Below are 15264 nucleotides of genomic sequence, written 5' to 3' on the forward strand. Positions count from 1 at the left end.
CATTAGCTTAAGCCGCAAATAGAATAAACAAAAACAACGTAATTACAGATACTTATAGAACGAATGTCCTAAATTTCCTTTATCTCGGCACAACCCCGATGGGACTTCCGTGGAAAAGCTGTAGTCGGCAATGGTGTCCAGGACATTCAGGTAGTTGATCCCCAAACCGTCAGACTGACTGTTCTCTCCGTCGGTCCTGAAGATGCGGATTGTTGCCCGAGTGTTCAGAGCATCGAAAACTACAAGTGGGACGGTACAACATTTCTTCAAGCCCCAACGCCGTAAGTAAGAGCCAGGCTTCAGGCACCTAACCGTATGTATACGAGCACGGTTAGGCAGGACTCTGGCGAAACGCTGGAGCAAACAAAATGAAGGAAAATCGGATATGTCGCGCTTGAACATCGGCCCCGGCCTTTTCGCCATGTTGCTCACATTGGTATCAGTCCACTCCAATGCCACCAGCTTTGATTGCACCAAAGCTGCAATCTTTGCTGAGAAATCGATTTGCACAGATTCTGCACTCAGTCGTCTGGATGAGCAGATGAACTCCGAATATGTCCGCGCTTTATACGCAGCGCCGAACAAGGCTCAGGTCCGTCAAGATCAAAGAGACTGGTTGCGTCTGCGCGACAATTGCAAGACCGCCAGTTGCTTAACCGCTTCGATGACTGATCGGCTCAGTGTTCTATTAAGCACCAGGGTGGATCAGCCATCCAAAGCGCCAACCTCCGTTGCCGCAACCCGGGTTGATCAATCTGAAACGAAAGTGATTTCAAAGGCCGCTACTTCTCCAATGGTCCCCCCCGTGGTGAAGCCGGCAGCCCCGCGAAATGCAACGGATGATCATCAAGCGATCCTGAACTTGAAGATTGGCTTGTTCGTGATGGCAATGTTGCTGCTGGTCTGCATCTACCTACACCGTCGGGGGACCATTACGATCTATCAGGACTACACCGACGCGCTTTGGACAACCTTGACTCCGATCTTGGGGATTGGTGCGTATTTCGTCGCGAGTTCCTGGCTCGAGGTGCCACGCAACTACTCCATCATTGCTGGCTGTGTCCTTGGTGGTCTTATGTCATTGCAGGTGCTTATCCAAACGTACAGAAGCAACAGCATCTGGTTTTTCCTTTTATCCCTCTTCGCAAAGGTCATTCTGCTGACTTTCTACCTCCTGATGATGACCCTCCTGCTGTGCGGCGGTGCGCGAACCAAAAGTGAGGCCCGGCGGCGGCGCGGCTGGGCAGTCCTTGCCACGACTGTATTCGTATTCCTCTCAGGCTGGATGTGCCGGCATCGGCAATTCAGTTCGATCGACGATTACATAGCCGGACGGGCATAAGTGACATATCGGAGGTCGCGCTATTGCCACATGCGCGGCCACCGATGTAAATGGACGTCGGGCCAGTCTAAGGGGCCCGACCGAAGCCGGCATTTCAAACAACAAAGAATCCAGGAAGAAGGATCAAGGAGTAGTCATGGGATTTCGTTTCAGCAAGCGAATCACGATTGTGCCTGGCGTACGCCTTAACATTAGCGGCAAAGGGGTAAGTACTTCGATAGGGCCTCGTGGTCTGAGTATGACGATGGGTCGCAATGGCACCTATCTCAATGCGGGATTACCTGGTACTGGTCTTTCATATCGTGAAAGGATCGACCGGCCCAGTAGATCGAGTAGCTCCCAACTAGGACCTGCCGGAAGCGAATACTCTGGCCAGGTAAAGGTGAAAGTAAACGACGATGGCACGTTGTTGATTACGGATATGGATGACATCGAGTTGCCGGCTGCTGTCATCAAACGCGTCAAATCCGAGATGGCCGATTCCATTCAGGACTTGCTGACGAAAGCAGCTGATAAGGTCAATCAGGATCTCGAATCCTGCCTTGGTGTGCACCTACTGACGCCGCGGCCGGGGGCCATGCCGTTGATCCCAGCTCCATTCGCCATTGAAGAACCCACGAGGCCCACTCAGCAGACGCCAGGTTTGATGGATCGAATGCTGCTGCGCAGCGCTAAGATTGAGCGTGAGGCTGAGTCGGCGGAAGAGCAATATCGACAAGACCTCGCGAACTGGCATGCAACCCGGGACGCCCATGAATTTGAACGCACCGAAATCGAGAAAGCATTCCGGCTGGCGGCAAAGGGCTTCAGTGCTCAGATGGAACGTGCCCTGGACTATGTGTTGAGCGGCATTGCCTGGCCAAAAGAAACCCAGGTGGACTATGAGTTCTCACAAGACGTTACCGGCGTCGCGCTCGATGTTGATTTACCTGATGAGGGCGATATCCCGCAGCGCAGCGCTGAAGCCCGTGGCAACGGCAAACTAACCTTCAAAAACCGTTCGGATGCCCAGGTACGTAGAGACTTTGTCGCGCTGTGCTATGGATCTCTGTTTCGAGTTGTAGGGGAGGTGTTCGCTCTACTGCCGGCAATCCAGAAGATTCTGGTATCGGGTTATATCCAGCGTGACAACCCCGCTACCGGGACAGTGGATGATCAATACGTGCTCTCGGTCTTGGTAGCTCGAGATCAGTGGGATGCGATTGATTTTAATCGTCTGGATGCGATCGATCCTGCAGCGATCCTGAACGCGTGTGGCGCAGTGGTAAAGCTGGACCGCTCTGCGCGTTTTGTTGAGGTGACACCGATGGATATGTCGGTGATGAACTGAAGACAACCGCGGCGGCTTGAGCCGCCGCGGTGTTGGGCAGGGCAGGGCACGAGAGGATTAGCGAATGATTCCTTCGCGCTTTGCCTCCAAGATCCACATCGGGAATTCCTGCATCAACCGGTCGTACAACTGCTCTTCCGTCATGTCGTGCAGGTCATCCAGGGCAAAGAACCCGCAGTTGTCCACGACTCTCCCGGGCATTGTGTCCAGTTTCTCCAGAATGCCGTAATTCCGGCCTGCTAAACCTACGTATTGCCAGAAAATTCCCAGCTTCGCTGCATCCACCATTAGTTGCGTGATCTTGCGGTTTTCAGACACGCCACCGTCGCTAATGAAAACGACAAACATTGGGGTTTTGTCATTAGACGCTTCGAAGGACTCGATCACTTTTTGGATCGCTCTCGGCTCATCATTGTAGCGTCGACCCACGTCCCACTTGGTCCAGCCATTGTTGTCGGCCGCGACAAAGTTCTGGTAGTTGTTCAGTGTCACTGGTGAGAGTCGCAATGGCCGTTCGGCAAATGTCCAACACTCAAGTTCGGCGTCTGTATCTAGGGCGACGGCGATTGGCACAAGTCGATTGAGTACTTCCTGCACCCGGCCGGTTTTGTATTGATTTCTCATCGAGTCGGTGACGTCGAGCACGAGCAAAACGCGAGCTTTCATTCCAACCAGGCAGGCTTTCTCGAGGCTAACCTGTGCCTTCTTGGCCAGACTGACCAGTTCCGGCGCGACAGCAGCTACACGCTTCTCCAGAGAGATTGTGGAGGGAGATGGAGCCGGTGCAGCCTCTTCAGCAACTTCGCCGCCAAAATGCCTCACGAGAGCGTCCAAGCCCTCGGCAAACCCCTGAAGGTTTGAGGCCAACCGCCACTCCCCATTCTTACGGTAAAGCTCAACGATCATTACCGCTTTCTCGGTTGTGAATATGAGCCCTGAGAATGCGCAGGTCGCTCCTATCTCACCAGATGGGCCGATTACTTTGAAGTTGCCATTCTGGATGTCACTCATCGCCCCGGCACCATCGATGGAGGCTGTAAAGACCAAGCGATCGATAGAGGCGGGCAGGGTGGCTAGATTAATTTCAAACTGGCCACCGGGGGCGATAACCAAACTGCGGCAAGGCGTGAAAGGCTGATTGAAGAAGATCATGTAGCGATCATCAGAAAGTTTGCCATGTTCGTCGACACCGAAACAGACGAAGTCGATTGCGCTGGGGCTTTCGATGTTGACCGAGAGAGTGAGTGAGAGACCGGGAAGAATATTTGCCAGAGGCATACGCTGGCCTTGGGTGATCTGCATGCATGGTTCCTTGTGACGATTAGAGCGCCTGATTAAGAAACGGCAAAGGTGATACAGCCGTTTTCATAGGAGTGGCTGGTATATCCGTAGGATTAAACCTAACAGCGCTCGATGTTTCTGCAAGTCTTATAAGGCCAATGAGGTCGCCGCGGGAAATTCCTATGGGAAGAACTGTTCATTCTCTCGAGGACACGGGGCAATTCATAATGGGTTGACGAGGCCGATCATGCTTGCATACAACCAAAATAGAAATCCCACGGCGGCCGTGTGCCGTCGCGGGAGTACTTGTCAAGCATGAGTCTGCTGAAAGCGACTGCTAGCACGAAAGCTTAGACATACTGTTTTTTGCCGCTCCTTTCGATTGGGTGGCCTTTGAATACGTGTGGGCCGTCCATGGTCAGCTCAATTTTGTCTCCCTTTCGAGTCAGCCACGGGGTGGCTTCGCTGCCGGCTTTGGAGGTGACTCCAGACGGGCTAAGCAGGACAAAGTCCTGGGAAATTTCGATCTGCCCGATTACATAGGTGTACACCATTGAGCTAAAAAAACCGGACTTGAACTCAAATGCGCATTCCACGACCTGATCGCCATACTCCATCCGCATCTTAGGTTTCAGCGATGCCACCGAAACCGCACCGTTATCTACTGCTGAATAAACGCTGCAGACCAGCGCTACTTTGCCGCCCATGAGCTGCGAGATTGCTGGGTTAATTTCGACGGTTTCTATACCAGGAGCGGAGGCGCTGGCGCTGACTACGTCACCGGTATGGAAAACGAAGGGATCGATGTCAAAAGCCCCACGCTTGTCAGGTGCCTGGATGATGGACATTCGTCCATCAGGACGAAGGATGCCGATTCGCAGATCGAGGTCGTCGTTGTCAGCTCCGTCGCCGTTATCAACCCACGTAGCGCTGACGCGAATTACCTTTGGAGCTGACGGCCCTTTTTCGAGGGACACCTTGTGGCTGCTGCCAGGTTTGTCCAGTTTTACCACGGTCTTAGCGATGTTGACGGGCTTCGGAGGCGGTTCAGGTGTTACCGCCTGCCCGGAGGATGCATCGCCTTCAACTTCGATGCCATAAAACCCGCAAAGTCCGGCAAGACCTGAGGCGAAACCTTGCCATACAGAGCGCGCTTTGAGCTGGCCGTTCCGGACGTACAACTCAAGCACGATGATGCCCGTCTCTTGTGAGAAGGGCTCAGGTGCCAGTTCCAGGGTTTGGTCCCCGGCAATGACGATAGCGCGTAGGTCTTTGACTGCTTCGAAGCCGCCGGCGCTGCCGTCTTGCGTCAAAGTAATAGCGATCTTCGTTATGTTGGTTGGGAGTCGAGACGAGTTGAAGCTGATGCTGTGACTCACCGTGTCGCCACGAGCGACCGGGGGCGCGAATGTCGCCGCGCCTGAAGAGTGCTCGGGTGCATTGAAGAAAACCATGCCGCTGTCATCCACTACCTTGCCAGTGTCGGTGACCAAAAACGCAGTAAGGTTTACGTCCAGGTTGTTACCTGCCGCATGGGTAACTTCCACCCGCCCTTGGGAGGAAGAGATCGTTGTGTTCTCGCCGGGTTTGAGTGACTGATTCAATTCATGCCGCCTATTCCATGGGGTTTCGTGACGCATTGTTCATGCGCTGCGCTTTTGTTGTTTGAGCGCGAAGGCCGGCCAATGGGAAAAATCCCCTCATTGGTACTGATCGCATTGATGCAGTTTAACGGCTTGGCCGCCGGCGACCGCCGAGACATCCATTCACCATTTACACACCGTCTGAAACCCAAGATTGGAACGTACGAAAGGGAATGTTGTGCGCGACATTGAAAGTCCTCTCAGTCCCGTTAAGTTCTGATCGTAGGAAACAAAAACATCTGCCCGGCGTGCTGCACCGGAATTCGACAAGGCATTTTGAGTGGTGCGGTCTCCTGCTAGATGGCAATATGCTACATCTATTTGCGCTCCCCCTCATCATCCAGGGTCTGGCGTTTAATTTCTGACAAGGACACGTTGGATGCTAATCGCACTTGTGGTTTTGAACACCCTTTATTTGATCTGCAGTCTGCTGTTCAACGCCGAGCTGCTCAACATGGCTGGCGCTGATATCCCCCTCCGAAAACTCGAAGTCCTTGAGACCTATAGCCAGATCCTGGCGGCGACGAGTATGTGCTTGCTGGTATGGCGAATCTGTTATCGACGATACCAAGGCAAGGGGAGGGTGCTGTGGGTTTGGCTCGGAGCATCGACACTTGTCGTTACGCCGTTGACGTGGTGGTTTCAGGGTGCGGCACCGGATTGGGTCGCAGAGCAGTTCCCCGGCTCGCTACGGGTCAGTAGCCTCTACGCATACGTCACCAAAAAGGGATTGCTCTATGACTCCCTGACTATTCCGCAGATCCCCTATAAGGCTTACAAGGATCAGGGAGAGGGGAAGGCTTTTATAGCAAACCTCGGCGTTCTGATGAGTGTTCAAGGCTCCTACGTCGAGCGCATCGACAGGAACTTCCAAGGCTTTTCAGCTGCAGTTTTTCGTGGCTACACCGTCCGTAATGGAGACGCGTTATACGAGCGCTTGCAAGAAACTGTCGTGCCCTCCATCAGTGACATCAGCAGGGCGTATGCACAGATTGAAGGTTTTCGTGCGGGAGGCATCTCGGGGAGTGAGTGGCGACCGATCAAATGGCCGAATGCAGGGGACGATCTGGGATACCAGCCGACCATTGACGAGTACGCCCGGTCAATCAATCCCGGTGTGCGGACACGGGATGCTCTGGCCAACACCACCGAGGTTCGCCACATGGCGAAGACCAAGCTCGGTCCTCTCTATGTGAAGGGCATGAACCTTCTAGCTACGCGAGAGCAGTACCAGGCTTATCTGCCTGGCATTGCCGACAACATGGCCTATGACGTCGCTCACACCGACATCCACGGCGCTGAAGGTTTGAACGTTCTCAAGAATATGTGGTTTATCCCCTTCTCCCTTCTTAGCGGGTTGTTCTTCGGCGGCATCAGTCTTGTGGTCTTGATCATCTCGGGTGTTGAGGCGCTTCGAAGCCTCCCCGGGCGAATTCGCTTCGTTCGACCGGTCGCCGTGATTTCGATCGTTATGCTGCCTCTCGTTGTTGGCAACGCAATTGTCGATAGCCCCGGTTATAGAGATGCGTTCAGGAGCTTGGGCAAACAGCCAGTTGTGCTTGCCACCGTTTTCCATTGGGCCATGTCCTCAGAAGCAATGCTTTACAACATTACAAGGCCTCTGCTGAAAGCAGAGTGACTTACACAAAGGGAGAGTCACCGTGCGTAAAAAGTTTCTCGTTTCAGTACTGGCATTGACCATCGCAGCATCAACCTCTGGCTGCGCTGAGTTGGGTATCAACAAGCAACAGGCTGGTACCGCAGTGGGTGTCGTCGCTGGCGCTGTCATCGGGCAGTTCATCGGGAAAGGCAACGGACGGATCGTGGCAACCCTGGTCGGCGGTGCACTGGGCGGTTACATCGGTAACAAAATCGGTGCAAAACTCGATGAGCAGGATCAGCAGGCCCTAGCACAACGCACGCAAGATGCATTGAACGCCTCGCCGAGCGGGTCCAGTCTGCCCGTGTCCTGGACATCGGCCCATTCTGGCGCGTCGGCGGAGATCGTTCAGGGCAAAGAGTTCACCCAAACCAAAACGGTTGAAGTGAAACGTGCTCCGAAGATCGTCGCCGTCCCTTCGATGAAGCTCATCAACGAACAGTACGTCACCAAAAGTAGTTCGAATGTGCGCGCCGCGCCTGAAAAAGGCGCAGACAAAGTGGGTGGTTTGAAACCTGGCACCGAGTTCACTGCCGTTGGTTCGACAGGCGACTGGATTCTTGTCGGCCGCAAGGGTGTAACTGTCGGCTACGTCCACAAAGATTTGGTTGAACCAAAATCAGTAGCCGTTGCGAAGCGTGTGAAGTCCGCGGCCAACCTGGACGAGATGAACGTCGCTGCCGACAAGGAAACAAGGGCCTTCGATCTGGATTCGATCCCGACGTTGCCAACTCAGCAGGTCGCTGCTGAAACGTCTTGCCGGCCGGTGACCGTGAGCCTCAAAGCGGCCGACGGAAACACTGTGCAGGAGAAGAACACCTTCTGCAAACAAGCCAACGGCACCTGGGAACTCATCTAAGGGATCTTCATGAAAAACCGCGCACTCGCTCTCGTTGTAGTGGGTGCTTGCGGCATCGCGCCGCAAGCCTGGGCTCACCAGCTCGCCTACTCGAAGACAGAACAGATCCAAGTGAACGTTGATGGTGAGGCGACCACCTGGTGCAAACCTGAAGTGGCCATCACCATGCAACGCCCAACCTGGGATGACCAGAAACCGCTGAACACGCTTCTATCGAAGCTCCCGTATATTCTCGGCCAGGAATGCCCGACGGCCAAGGTCACCTGGAAAGCAGTCGACGCAAAGGGGGCGGTTTACGCCACCGGCGCGGGGTATGCGACCAATCTGGGCCTGGCCACGCTGACTTCACCGCCTGCCGCTCCGGCCGCTGCCGCGCCCGCTGTTTCGGTAGCCCCCGTGGCTTCTCCTCCTACGCCACCAGCAGCTGTGGCGGCTGCATCTGTACTACCAGCCGCCGCTGCGCCTACTGAGCCTGCCGCCGCAGCGCCTGTGGTTGCTGCACCGGCCCCAGCGCCTGTAACGGCACCTGTGATACCACAACCAGCACCGGAGGCTTCACCCGCGCCAGTGCAACCGGTGCCAGTGGCTCAAGTACCTGTGACGGTTGCCCCTGTTGCACCTGTAGCTGCCGTGGCCACAGTACCTGTGGAGGCAGCTCCAGCCGCCACCCCTAACCCTGCCGCGCCAGCTGAAGCGTCGGCCGCTGTTGCCGCAGTTCCTACCGGTGACTTCGGCCGCTCATTGGTGCTGGCCAACCAGAACCTGATGGGGATTACCGACGGAAGCGGATGCAAATGGGTTATCAGCAAGTCGGTAACTGATGAGTCCGATCCAAGTCTGTCCTTTCAGTCGACACCCGCCATGCCTTGCTCTGCATCAGGCTATGCCGAGGGGTCCTATGACAAATTGCGTTGGGCGGTACCCAACACCTATCGCGGTGATACCTGGTCAAAAACAACCGTGCACCCGAGCGGTCTGATGTTCAACCAGGCACTGGTCCCAGCGGTGAAAGGCAAGGCGCTTTCTTTCCTGAATAGCCGGGCAGACCAAGCACTCTTTCAGGTGGGTGAACTGCCTGCGCGTAACATGAAGGTGTATTTGGCCTTTGAGCGCCCCAACTACCGTGTCCTGTCGCCGTTCGCCAGTGATCCGTATTATGTAGTGATCACTGCAGATGAGGCATTTGCGCTTGATGCGGTTGAGTTGAAGCGCGCTGTGGTTGAGGTCTACCAATTGGTGAAGGCAACGTCGCCAACGACCGTCGGCCTGTCGAACCTCTTCTTCGCCAAGAACTTCGAAGCCCTTTACCCCGAGGGATACGCGTCGGAAACCAAAGACAGCATTCTCAAAACGCGTATGGGCGAGAACCGTGGTGAGTTTTACTTCGATGCTCGCCAAGGCAATAACTTCGCCCTGCGTCGCGAGGAGATCCGCCTGAGAGAAGTACGTCGTCTGCAGCAGCAAATGGCTGAGCTGCACACACGCGTCTTGGCGCGTTACGAACAACTCAAATCCGGGATGAAGGAATTCGAAGGTCGGGAGGCTGAGGCGCTGGCGCAGATGGCCGGCATCAAAGTCACCTTCCCATCGCCGATCGCAATGCAGGACCCGAACTCTTCAAAGTCAGCTGTGCCGATGATGATACACGTCACTGGAAAGAGCGGCGACTACTACGAGGTCGATTTCCCACGTAAGGGGCGTGTACAGACTGATGCTGAACTGGAGAGCCAGTGGTACGTGCTGCCGGCGGCAAACATGACACCCTTCCTGCCGCTCGAAGACGGTCGCGCCGTTCCTACGTATCGCGTGTATACCGCTGGCGCGGCTGAGGCCTGCAAGCAAGACCACTGTGCTGACAGAGTGTCATTTGGTGCCGTACTGGCCAAGGAATTTCCTGGCGCCGGGATCGACTTCAACTGGACGCCTGCAGTCTCTCAGCAGCACGTGATTGATTGGCAGCAAGCATCCGCTCAAATTCAGTAAGGCAACCGACTATGAAAACGATGAACAAGAAGCACATCCTCATCGCCGCTGCGGTCGCCGGTATTGCGATTCTTGCAGCAGGTGTGGGGTTATCGAGCTCCGGCAAGAAGCAAGCGCTGCGTCAGTACGATGAGATGAAGGAACAGTACTTCCTAGAAAACGTCCTGAGCGAGGGAGATATTTCCTATTCCTTCTGGTCGGGAAACGTCACCGTTGAAACACCAGAAATCCGCCTGGTTGCAGCAGAGACCAACGGCGCAGATAAATTCCTGAAAGGGATTATGGGGCTGCTCGGTGGAATGGACTCCGGGGCAAAAGAGTCTGCCCTGGTCGAATGGTCACGGTATCTGCTTTCGTCCAGTACTGGTGGCGGTCGTGCCGGTGGCGTTTACTTGAAGGCCGACGCCCTCAAGGTTAGCCGCGAAGGTGATAACAAGAAGGGCGAGATTCATCTCCAATTGTTGGGCATGGACATGAGTTCTCCTTACCTGTCGCACAAAGGCGCGGATGTGGTCCTGCCCTCGGAAGTAGCGGATGAGATCCAGCCGCGCGCGGAGATGGATCAGTACGGAGGCGTGGTCAAGTCGCCCTACTCGTGGGGTAGCAATATCGTCCAACGTCTGCCGTTCACTGGTGCATTTATCACCGGCGCTACAGGGGAGTTCGGCACCAAAGTTGACTTGGACTTCAAGCTAACGCGCTCTAGCGACGGCGAAGGCTCGGTCGAGTTTGTAGTGGTGCATCGTAATGACGGCAGTGAAGTTGGCCGGATTGTGCGCGAGGCCCAATTTGCGTCCATCCCAGAGCTTGACGATGTCCAGGCGCAACTCAAGAGCGCGCTAAGTGGCTTCATCATGGGGGCTTACAGTACGTCCATGGGCCAGGCCGTAATTGCGGAAGCCGCAGGTGACTTTGCTCGTAAGACCAAGGTGGCCAGCTACTCGCTGACCTACAAAGGCTTCGACCAGTTAAAGGAGTCGTTCGACGAATTCAAGGCCGCTACCAAGCGTGAGGAGTTCGCCGGCTTTTGCAATGAAACAGGCCTATCTGTTTATCAGAGTGACTTTGGAGTCAAGGGCAAGGATCACAGCGATTCTGAGTGCGCTATCGCTCAAAAGCTGGTCACCGATGCCAAGTTTGAAGAGTCCTACATTTTCAAGGAAGACAAGTCGTTATTTTCCGGCCTGTTCGTGAGCAAAAGCTTCACGCTTGAGACGAACTGATCACCACATTTCCTAAAACCTGGAGTGCGGTCCGCCGTACTCCACTGTCACCAAAAAAATATCAAGACAAAGGCAGGCATTTCATGACGAACGTTTCCAAATGGGCAATCACGGCGTTCTGCTCGGTGCTGCTGGCCGGTTGCGGTTCAAGCCAGGACAAAGCTGAAGAACTGGTCAAGTTGATGGGTATGGATGTCCAATACAAGATGCTAGTGCAAGTCGCCACGTCGGGCTATGCATCCAAATATCGCGAAGTCGCGCCTGAAAAAATCAAGGCCGTGATCGAGGACAACATTTCCCAGGACCTACTGAAAGATACCTTGGTCCAGGTATACGCAGATCACTTTGATGCCGACGAGCTCGAACTGATGATCGAGGCCAACAAGCATCCTGATCAGGCGATGAAAATTATTATGGGCTCTAAGGACGGCATGAAGTTGGCAAAAAAATCCATGGACGTCCAGGTGGATCTGCAGCGTGATATGGCCAAGGCGTTCGAGGATCGCGATGAGGACATTGTCGACGAACTGGACGACCTCCGAAAGGAAGCCCGCGGCTGATCCGTCATTTGCTCCGAACCACGGTAATCGACGCGGCTACTACGAACAGTTCCAGGTAGCGTTCGGCAATTCATGGAGGGTGGGATGAGGCTTATTTTGGTAATGCTGCTGGTGCTCAGCGGCTTCGCTCACGCCGGTTGCGGCAGCATCAACAACGACGATCAACGCGCCTACTGCTACGTCAAAGAGGGGAATGGGAGTTGCGCGAGCATTAAGGACGACGATCTGCGCGCTACCTGCTATGTGGAGGCCGGCAATGGCAGTTGTGCGAGTATCCGTGATGATGACAAACGCAAATACTGCTACGTGAAAGAGGGCAACGGGAGCTGTGCAAGCATCAACAATGACGACTTGCGTAACGCCTGCTACGTCGAAACAGGCAACGGGAGTTGCGCTAGTATCCGTGACGACGATCAGCGATACTTGTGCTACGCCAAGACTGGCAATGGCAGTTGCGGGAGCATCAAAAACGATGACTTGCGACGTCAGTGTGAAATGGTAAAGCGCTGACTGGCTTGCTTTAGCCCGGCCGGATGAAGGAATCTCACCTACAAAAAATGCCAGTCAGGTAACTGACTAGCATTTTTCATTCTACGGCTAACGAATCTTCCAAGCTGAAAAGGCGAGTGGTTCAACCGCTCAACCCAGTACTTCGCCCCTGGTCTTGCGCTTGAATCGCCGGCGCAGGAAAAACACCACAAACAAAATCAGCAGCGTGCCTACGGTGAGGAAAATCGTGTTGAACCAAGGAAACGGCTCTTCGCGACTGTTCGTGGCTTCGATGTCTGTGATGTTTGGGAACACGGACAAGATTTGAATGCGCCAGCCGTAATAACGAATGAGAGCCAGCTGCTGGGCATCTCGTGAGTAACCCTGGGCCTTTGCCTGAACGTCGGCCGAGTCAAACTTGAAGTACCACGGAAAACTCCACCCGGTATCTTCATTGCGATAGACCATTACCTTTTTCGATGTTGGGTGTTCAGTGTTAATGAAATACACATCCCGGGTAGGGCCGTCTGCTGGGTTTTCAGCATTGATGACGCCGTCATCGTCCACACGTTTTACCTCAACGCCGGTGATGGCCACCACGTCGTACTGCGGCAAAACATAAAACAGACCCAGTCCCGCACCAGTGATTACGAGCAAGATTGCGCCGATAACCACCCCTTTAATCCACTTCATTTATGTGCTCCATTTTGATCGTCGAATTCTGCCCCAATTCGATCTTGGGTTTTCACCTTTGACCGCTGGGGTGCTACTAAACTTGGTTAGCAAATGTGTAGGTGCTGCAGTGATAGTAACGACGGCTCAAAAAAAGCCCAGGAAATCTCCCGGGCTACTTGTTTGCTGAAGCAAGCGATCGCGTTCCGATCGCCCTGGCTTATGCAGGTGCTGTATCAAATTCCAGGCATACGGAAAGTGAGGTGAACTCAGGTCGCCGGCAGACCCAGGCAGTAAAAGCGGTGTAAGCCACCGACAAGCCTGTGATCAGAGCCATGGTTTGCTTCTTCTCTCGACTGTTTCTCGCAGCAGCACGCGCTTGAGATTCACCTTTGCGTCGAGCACTGTTCGAAAAGAGCGACGCGATCAGCATTCCAATCACCGCATAGAACACTGTGATGAGAGTGAGCTTGGCAACAATAACTAGGGTGATACTCAGAACTCCCTGGTTAGTCCGGAAGGTCGCGAATACGGCGTATGCAATGGCCAAGATAATCCCGGTACCCAACGCTATCCCTGAGACCAAGCCAGGCATTTCAAGCCACCGAAGGATCAGAGCCGAAACGGCACCGATCGCGGGCAGCGCATTCGTGATCGCAGCATCGGTGTAGTCGGTGTAGATCGTGGCAGCCTCTGTGTGGTGTCTCCAGATCGCCAGACAGGTGATCAAAGAACCTATCAAGAGCGTGTATTTCCATGCCGGGCCTGCCCAGAAGGCCTGCCACATGCGTAGCACTGCTGGTTTCTCAGCTACTGGCTGAGCAGGGCGCACTTGCTGTGCCGAGACCACATAGGCTGGGCTCTGAGAGGAGGGCGCCGGTTGCACACTTTGAGACGGTGTCTGAGCCGCCTGATGCTGCTGAGGAGATTGTTGTCTTTGTTGGCGGGATTGTTCCTGAGCGATCCGGTACTGCTCATCTCTTTGGGAGCTGGCAAGTTCCTCTGCCTGGCGCTGAGCTTCATACTCATCCTTGCGCAGCTTCTCTTCTGCTGCGTATGCCTTACTTTTTTCAACGCTGGAGTAATTATCCAGAAAGGTGACACGAGCTCCCATGGTTTGATCGAGACACTTCTGGGTGGCGCACTGATCTCGTACGGATAGCCATTCGCGTTGTGACTGGCGCAGACCATCTGGGTGCTCTGTTTCAGCGAGGGCTTTTTGATAGGCTCGACCGAGAATGCTGTCGACGCCACTCAGATAGCCGTCCTTACAGATGCTGGATTCCGCAAAGTTTGCGGCCTTGGAACAATCAAAGCTTGCTGCTATTGAGTTACAGGCCACTAATGCCAGCGTAAATGCGAGAGCGTTGCGAAACATCATCCGGTTCCCTAATTCCGTTATCCAGTACCCAGAAGGGTATAGTAGTTATCGGCCGGGCATGTGAATACGTGAGGAGGTTCTGCATGCTCGTGTGGACGCGTCAGTTGTCGTGGATTAGACGGGCCATTCATAAAAAAACCTGGGATACCTCCCTAGCTTTTGGTGTTATGGTAAAACTTATTGAACAGTAGCCCAACCTTCGACCACGTCACCGCCCCACTTGGCTTTCTACTCTTTCAAAGTCTTGTAGTTTCCACCTTTTGTTTCGATGACTTCGCCGTTGTGCGGGTTGTTGTATTGTTTGACTTTGCGAGCGGCACGTTCAGTGCTTTTTTCGTTTGAGCGCTGACTGGCCGACCAGCGCGTTTAGGGTCGAGGAGTGCGATCACATCACGCAGGCTCTTGCTGTACTCGCCCATCAGATTTTTCAGCTTTGTTTCGAACTCAAGTTTTTTTGCAAGCCGTCATTGGACTTCGAAGAATTCAAACGAGCTTTAAGCTCTTTGATAGCTTCTTCGGTGGAGCGGGATTCGTTGATCAAACTCATTTCAGCAAATCTCCTTTAGGTGGTCTCCCATCTTGGGAATTCAACCTCAGTGCCGTTTGGCGATTGCCTCGTTCATGTGGTTACAGTTCTCTTTTATTTAATTGTGAAACTAAGCCTAATGCTCAGGAAGCAGTCGTCGGTCTTAATGTTGATCAGATGACGCGGGATTAAGTAGCGACCGTTGCAAGAGCATACCATGGTTCAAGTATGCCGCCGTAAGAAAGTGAGACGAACTTTTCCTTTGTTGGCGACTGGTAACTCAGACTCCCGTACGCTGATTAGATCAGCGGTCTT

12 protein-coding genes and 1 pseudogene are annotated in these 15264 nt (G+C 54.0%); 8 read left to right on the top strand and 5 right to left on the bottom strand.

Features of this window, described 5'->3' with window-relative positions; translation table 11 throughout:
* The first annotated feature begins 385 nt into the window (after positions 1 to 385).
* Together HBO19_RS21185 and HBO19_RS21190 are read left to right on the top strand one after the other, a co-directional pair.
* Positions 386 to 1342: a lysozyme inhibitor LprI family protein gene (locus HBO19_RS21185; protein ID WP_170058247.1), complete on the top strand. Its 957-nt coding sequence runs from the start codon at positions 386 to 388 to the stop codon at positions 1340 to 1342.
* A gap of 136 nt (positions 1343 to 1478) precedes the next feature.
* Positions 1479 to 2672, top strand: a complete 1194-nt coding sequence (locus tag HBO19_RS21190) for a DUF4236 domain-containing protein (protein ID WP_170058248.1) — start codon at positions 1479 to 1481, stop codon at positions 2670 to 2672.
* A gap of 57 nt (positions 2673 to 2729) precedes the next feature.
* Here the strand turns inward: HBO19_RS21190 and HBO19_RS21195 are convergent, their stop codons facing one another.
* Together HBO19_RS21195 and HBO19_RS21200 are read right to left on the bottom strand one after the other, a co-directional pair.
* A complete protein-coding gene (locus tag HBO19_RS21195; RefSeq protein ID WP_170058249.1) occupies positions 2730 to 3974 on the bottom strand; it encodes a VWA domain-containing protein in 1245 nt (414 codons plus the stop codon).
* Between the two features lie 329 nt (positions 3975 to 4303).
* A complete protein-coding gene (locus tag HBO19_RS21200) occupies positions 4304 to 5557 on the bottom strand; it encodes a TerD family protein (RefSeq protein WP_170058250.1) in 1254 nt (417 codons plus the stop codon).
* Positions 5558 to 5975: 418 nt separating this feature from the next.
* Between HBO19_RS21200 and HBO19_RS21205 the strand changes: the two genes are divergently transcribed.
* The 6 genes from HBO19_RS21205 (at position 5976) to HBO19_RS21230 (ending at position 12391) form a co-directional block, all read left to right on the top strand.
* Positions 5976 to 7235 carry a hypothetical protein gene (locus HBO19_RS21205; protein WP_046071052.1) on the top strand — a complete coding sequence of 420 codons (1260 nt, stop codon included), beginning with the start codon at positions 5976 to 5978 and terminating at the stop codon, positions 7233 to 7235.
* A 22-nt stretch (positions 7236 to 7257) separates the two neighbouring features.
* Positions 7258 to 8115, top strand: coding sequence for an SH3 domain-containing protein (locus tag HBO19_RS21210; RefSeq protein WP_046071053.1), 858 nt, complete (start codon positions 7258 to 7260; stop codon positions 8113 to 8115).
* A gap of 9 nt (positions 8116 to 8124) precedes the next feature.
* Positions 8125 to 10098, top strand: a complete 1974-nt coding sequence (locus tag HBO19_RS21215) for a hypothetical protein (protein ID WP_170058251.1) — start codon at positions 8125 to 8127, stop codon at positions 10096 to 10098.
* A gap of 11 nt (positions 10099 to 10109) precedes the next feature.
* A complete protein-coding gene (locus HBO19_RS21220; protein ID WP_170058252.1) occupies positions 10110 to 11321 on the top strand; it encodes a hypothetical protein in 1212 nt (403 codons plus the stop codon).
* An 83-nt stretch (positions 11322 to 11404) separates the two neighbouring features.
* Complete coding sequence (locus HBO19_RS21225) at positions 11405 to 11881, top strand: hypothetical protein (RefSeq protein ID WP_046071056.1); 477 nt, start codon at positions 11405 to 11407, stop codon at positions 11879 to 11881.
* A gap of 84 nt (positions 11882 to 11965) precedes the next feature.
* Complete coding sequence (locus HBO19_RS21230) at positions 11966 to 12391, top strand: hypothetical protein (protein ID WP_046071057.1); 426 nt, start codon at positions 11966 to 11968, stop codon at positions 12389 to 12391.
* A gap of 129 nt (positions 12392 to 12520) precedes the next feature.
* Here the strand turns inward: HBO19_RS21230 and HBO19_RS21235 are convergent, their stop codons facing one another.
* From HBO19_RS21235 to HBO19_RS21245, 3 genes and pseudogenes are all read right to left on the bottom strand, one after another.
* The gene (locus HBO19_RS21235) at positions 12521 to 13063 is read right to left on the bottom strand and encodes a DUF1523 family protein (protein WP_046071058.1); all 543 of its coding nucleotides are present in this window, start codon (positions 13061 to 13063) and stop codon (positions 12521 to 12523) included.
* 199 nt (positions 13064 to 13262) lie between these two features.
* The gene (locus HBO19_RS21240) at positions 13263 to 14420 is read right to left on the bottom strand and encodes a hypothetical protein (protein ID WP_170058253.1); all 1158 of its coding nucleotides are present in this window, start codon (positions 14418 to 14420) and stop codon (positions 13263 to 13265) included.
* 231 nt (positions 14421 to 14651) lie between these two features.
* A pseudogene (locus HBO19_RS21245) lies at positions 14652 to 14970 on the bottom strand (histone-like nucleoid-structuring protein, MvaT/MvaU family).
* Positions 14971 to 15264: the final 294 nt, after the last annotated feature.

Source organism: Pseudomonas sp. WS 5021, from assembly GCF_012985535.1.
Lineage (GTDB): Bacteria > Pseudomonadota > Gammaproteobacteria > Pseudomonadales > Pseudomonadaceae > Aquipseudomonas.

Excerpts from the sequence above, each read along its gene's own strand:
- HBO19_RS21185 (WP_170058247.1), top strand. The coding sequence starts at position 386 with ATGTCGCGCTTGAACATCGGCCCCGGCCTTTTCGCCATGTTGCTCACA.
- HBO19_RS21215 (WP_170058251.1), top strand. The coding sequence starts at position 8,125 with ATGAAAAACCGCGCACTCGCTCTCGTTGTAGTGGGTGCTTGCGGCATC.
- HBO19_RS21225 (WP_046071056.1), top strand. The coding sequence starts at position 11,405 with ATGACGAACGTTTCCAAATGGGCAATCACGGCGTTCTGCTCGGTGCTG.
- HBO19_RS21195 (WP_170058249.1), bottom strand. The coding sequence starts at position 3,974 with ATGCAGATCACCCAAGGCCAGCGTATGCCTCTGGCAAATATTCTTCCC.
- HBO19_RS21205 (WP_046071052.1), top strand. The coding sequence starts at position 5,976 with ATGCTAATCGCACTTGTGGTTTTGAACACCCTTTATTTGATCTGCAGT.
- HBO19_RS21235 (WP_046071058.1), bottom strand. The coding sequence starts at position 13,063 with ATGAAGTGGATTAAAGGGGTGGTTATCGGCGCAATCTTGCTCGTAATC.
- HBO19_RS21240 (WP_170058253.1), bottom strand. The coding sequence starts at position 14,420 with ATGTTTCGCAACGCTCTCGCATTTACGCTGGCATTAGTGGCCTGTAAC.
- HBO19_RS21220 (WP_170058252.1), top strand. The coding sequence starts at position 10,110 with ATGAAAACGATGAACAAGAAGCACATCCTCATCGCCGCTGCGGTCGCC.
- HBO19_RS21190 (WP_170058248.1), top strand. The coding sequence starts at position 1,479 with ATGGGATTTCGTTTCAGCAAGCGAATCACGATTGTGCCTGGCGTACGC.
- HBO19_RS21230 (WP_046071057.1), top strand. The coding sequence starts at position 11,966 with ATGAGGCTTATTTTGGTAATGCTGCTGGTGCTCAGCGGCTTCGCTCAC.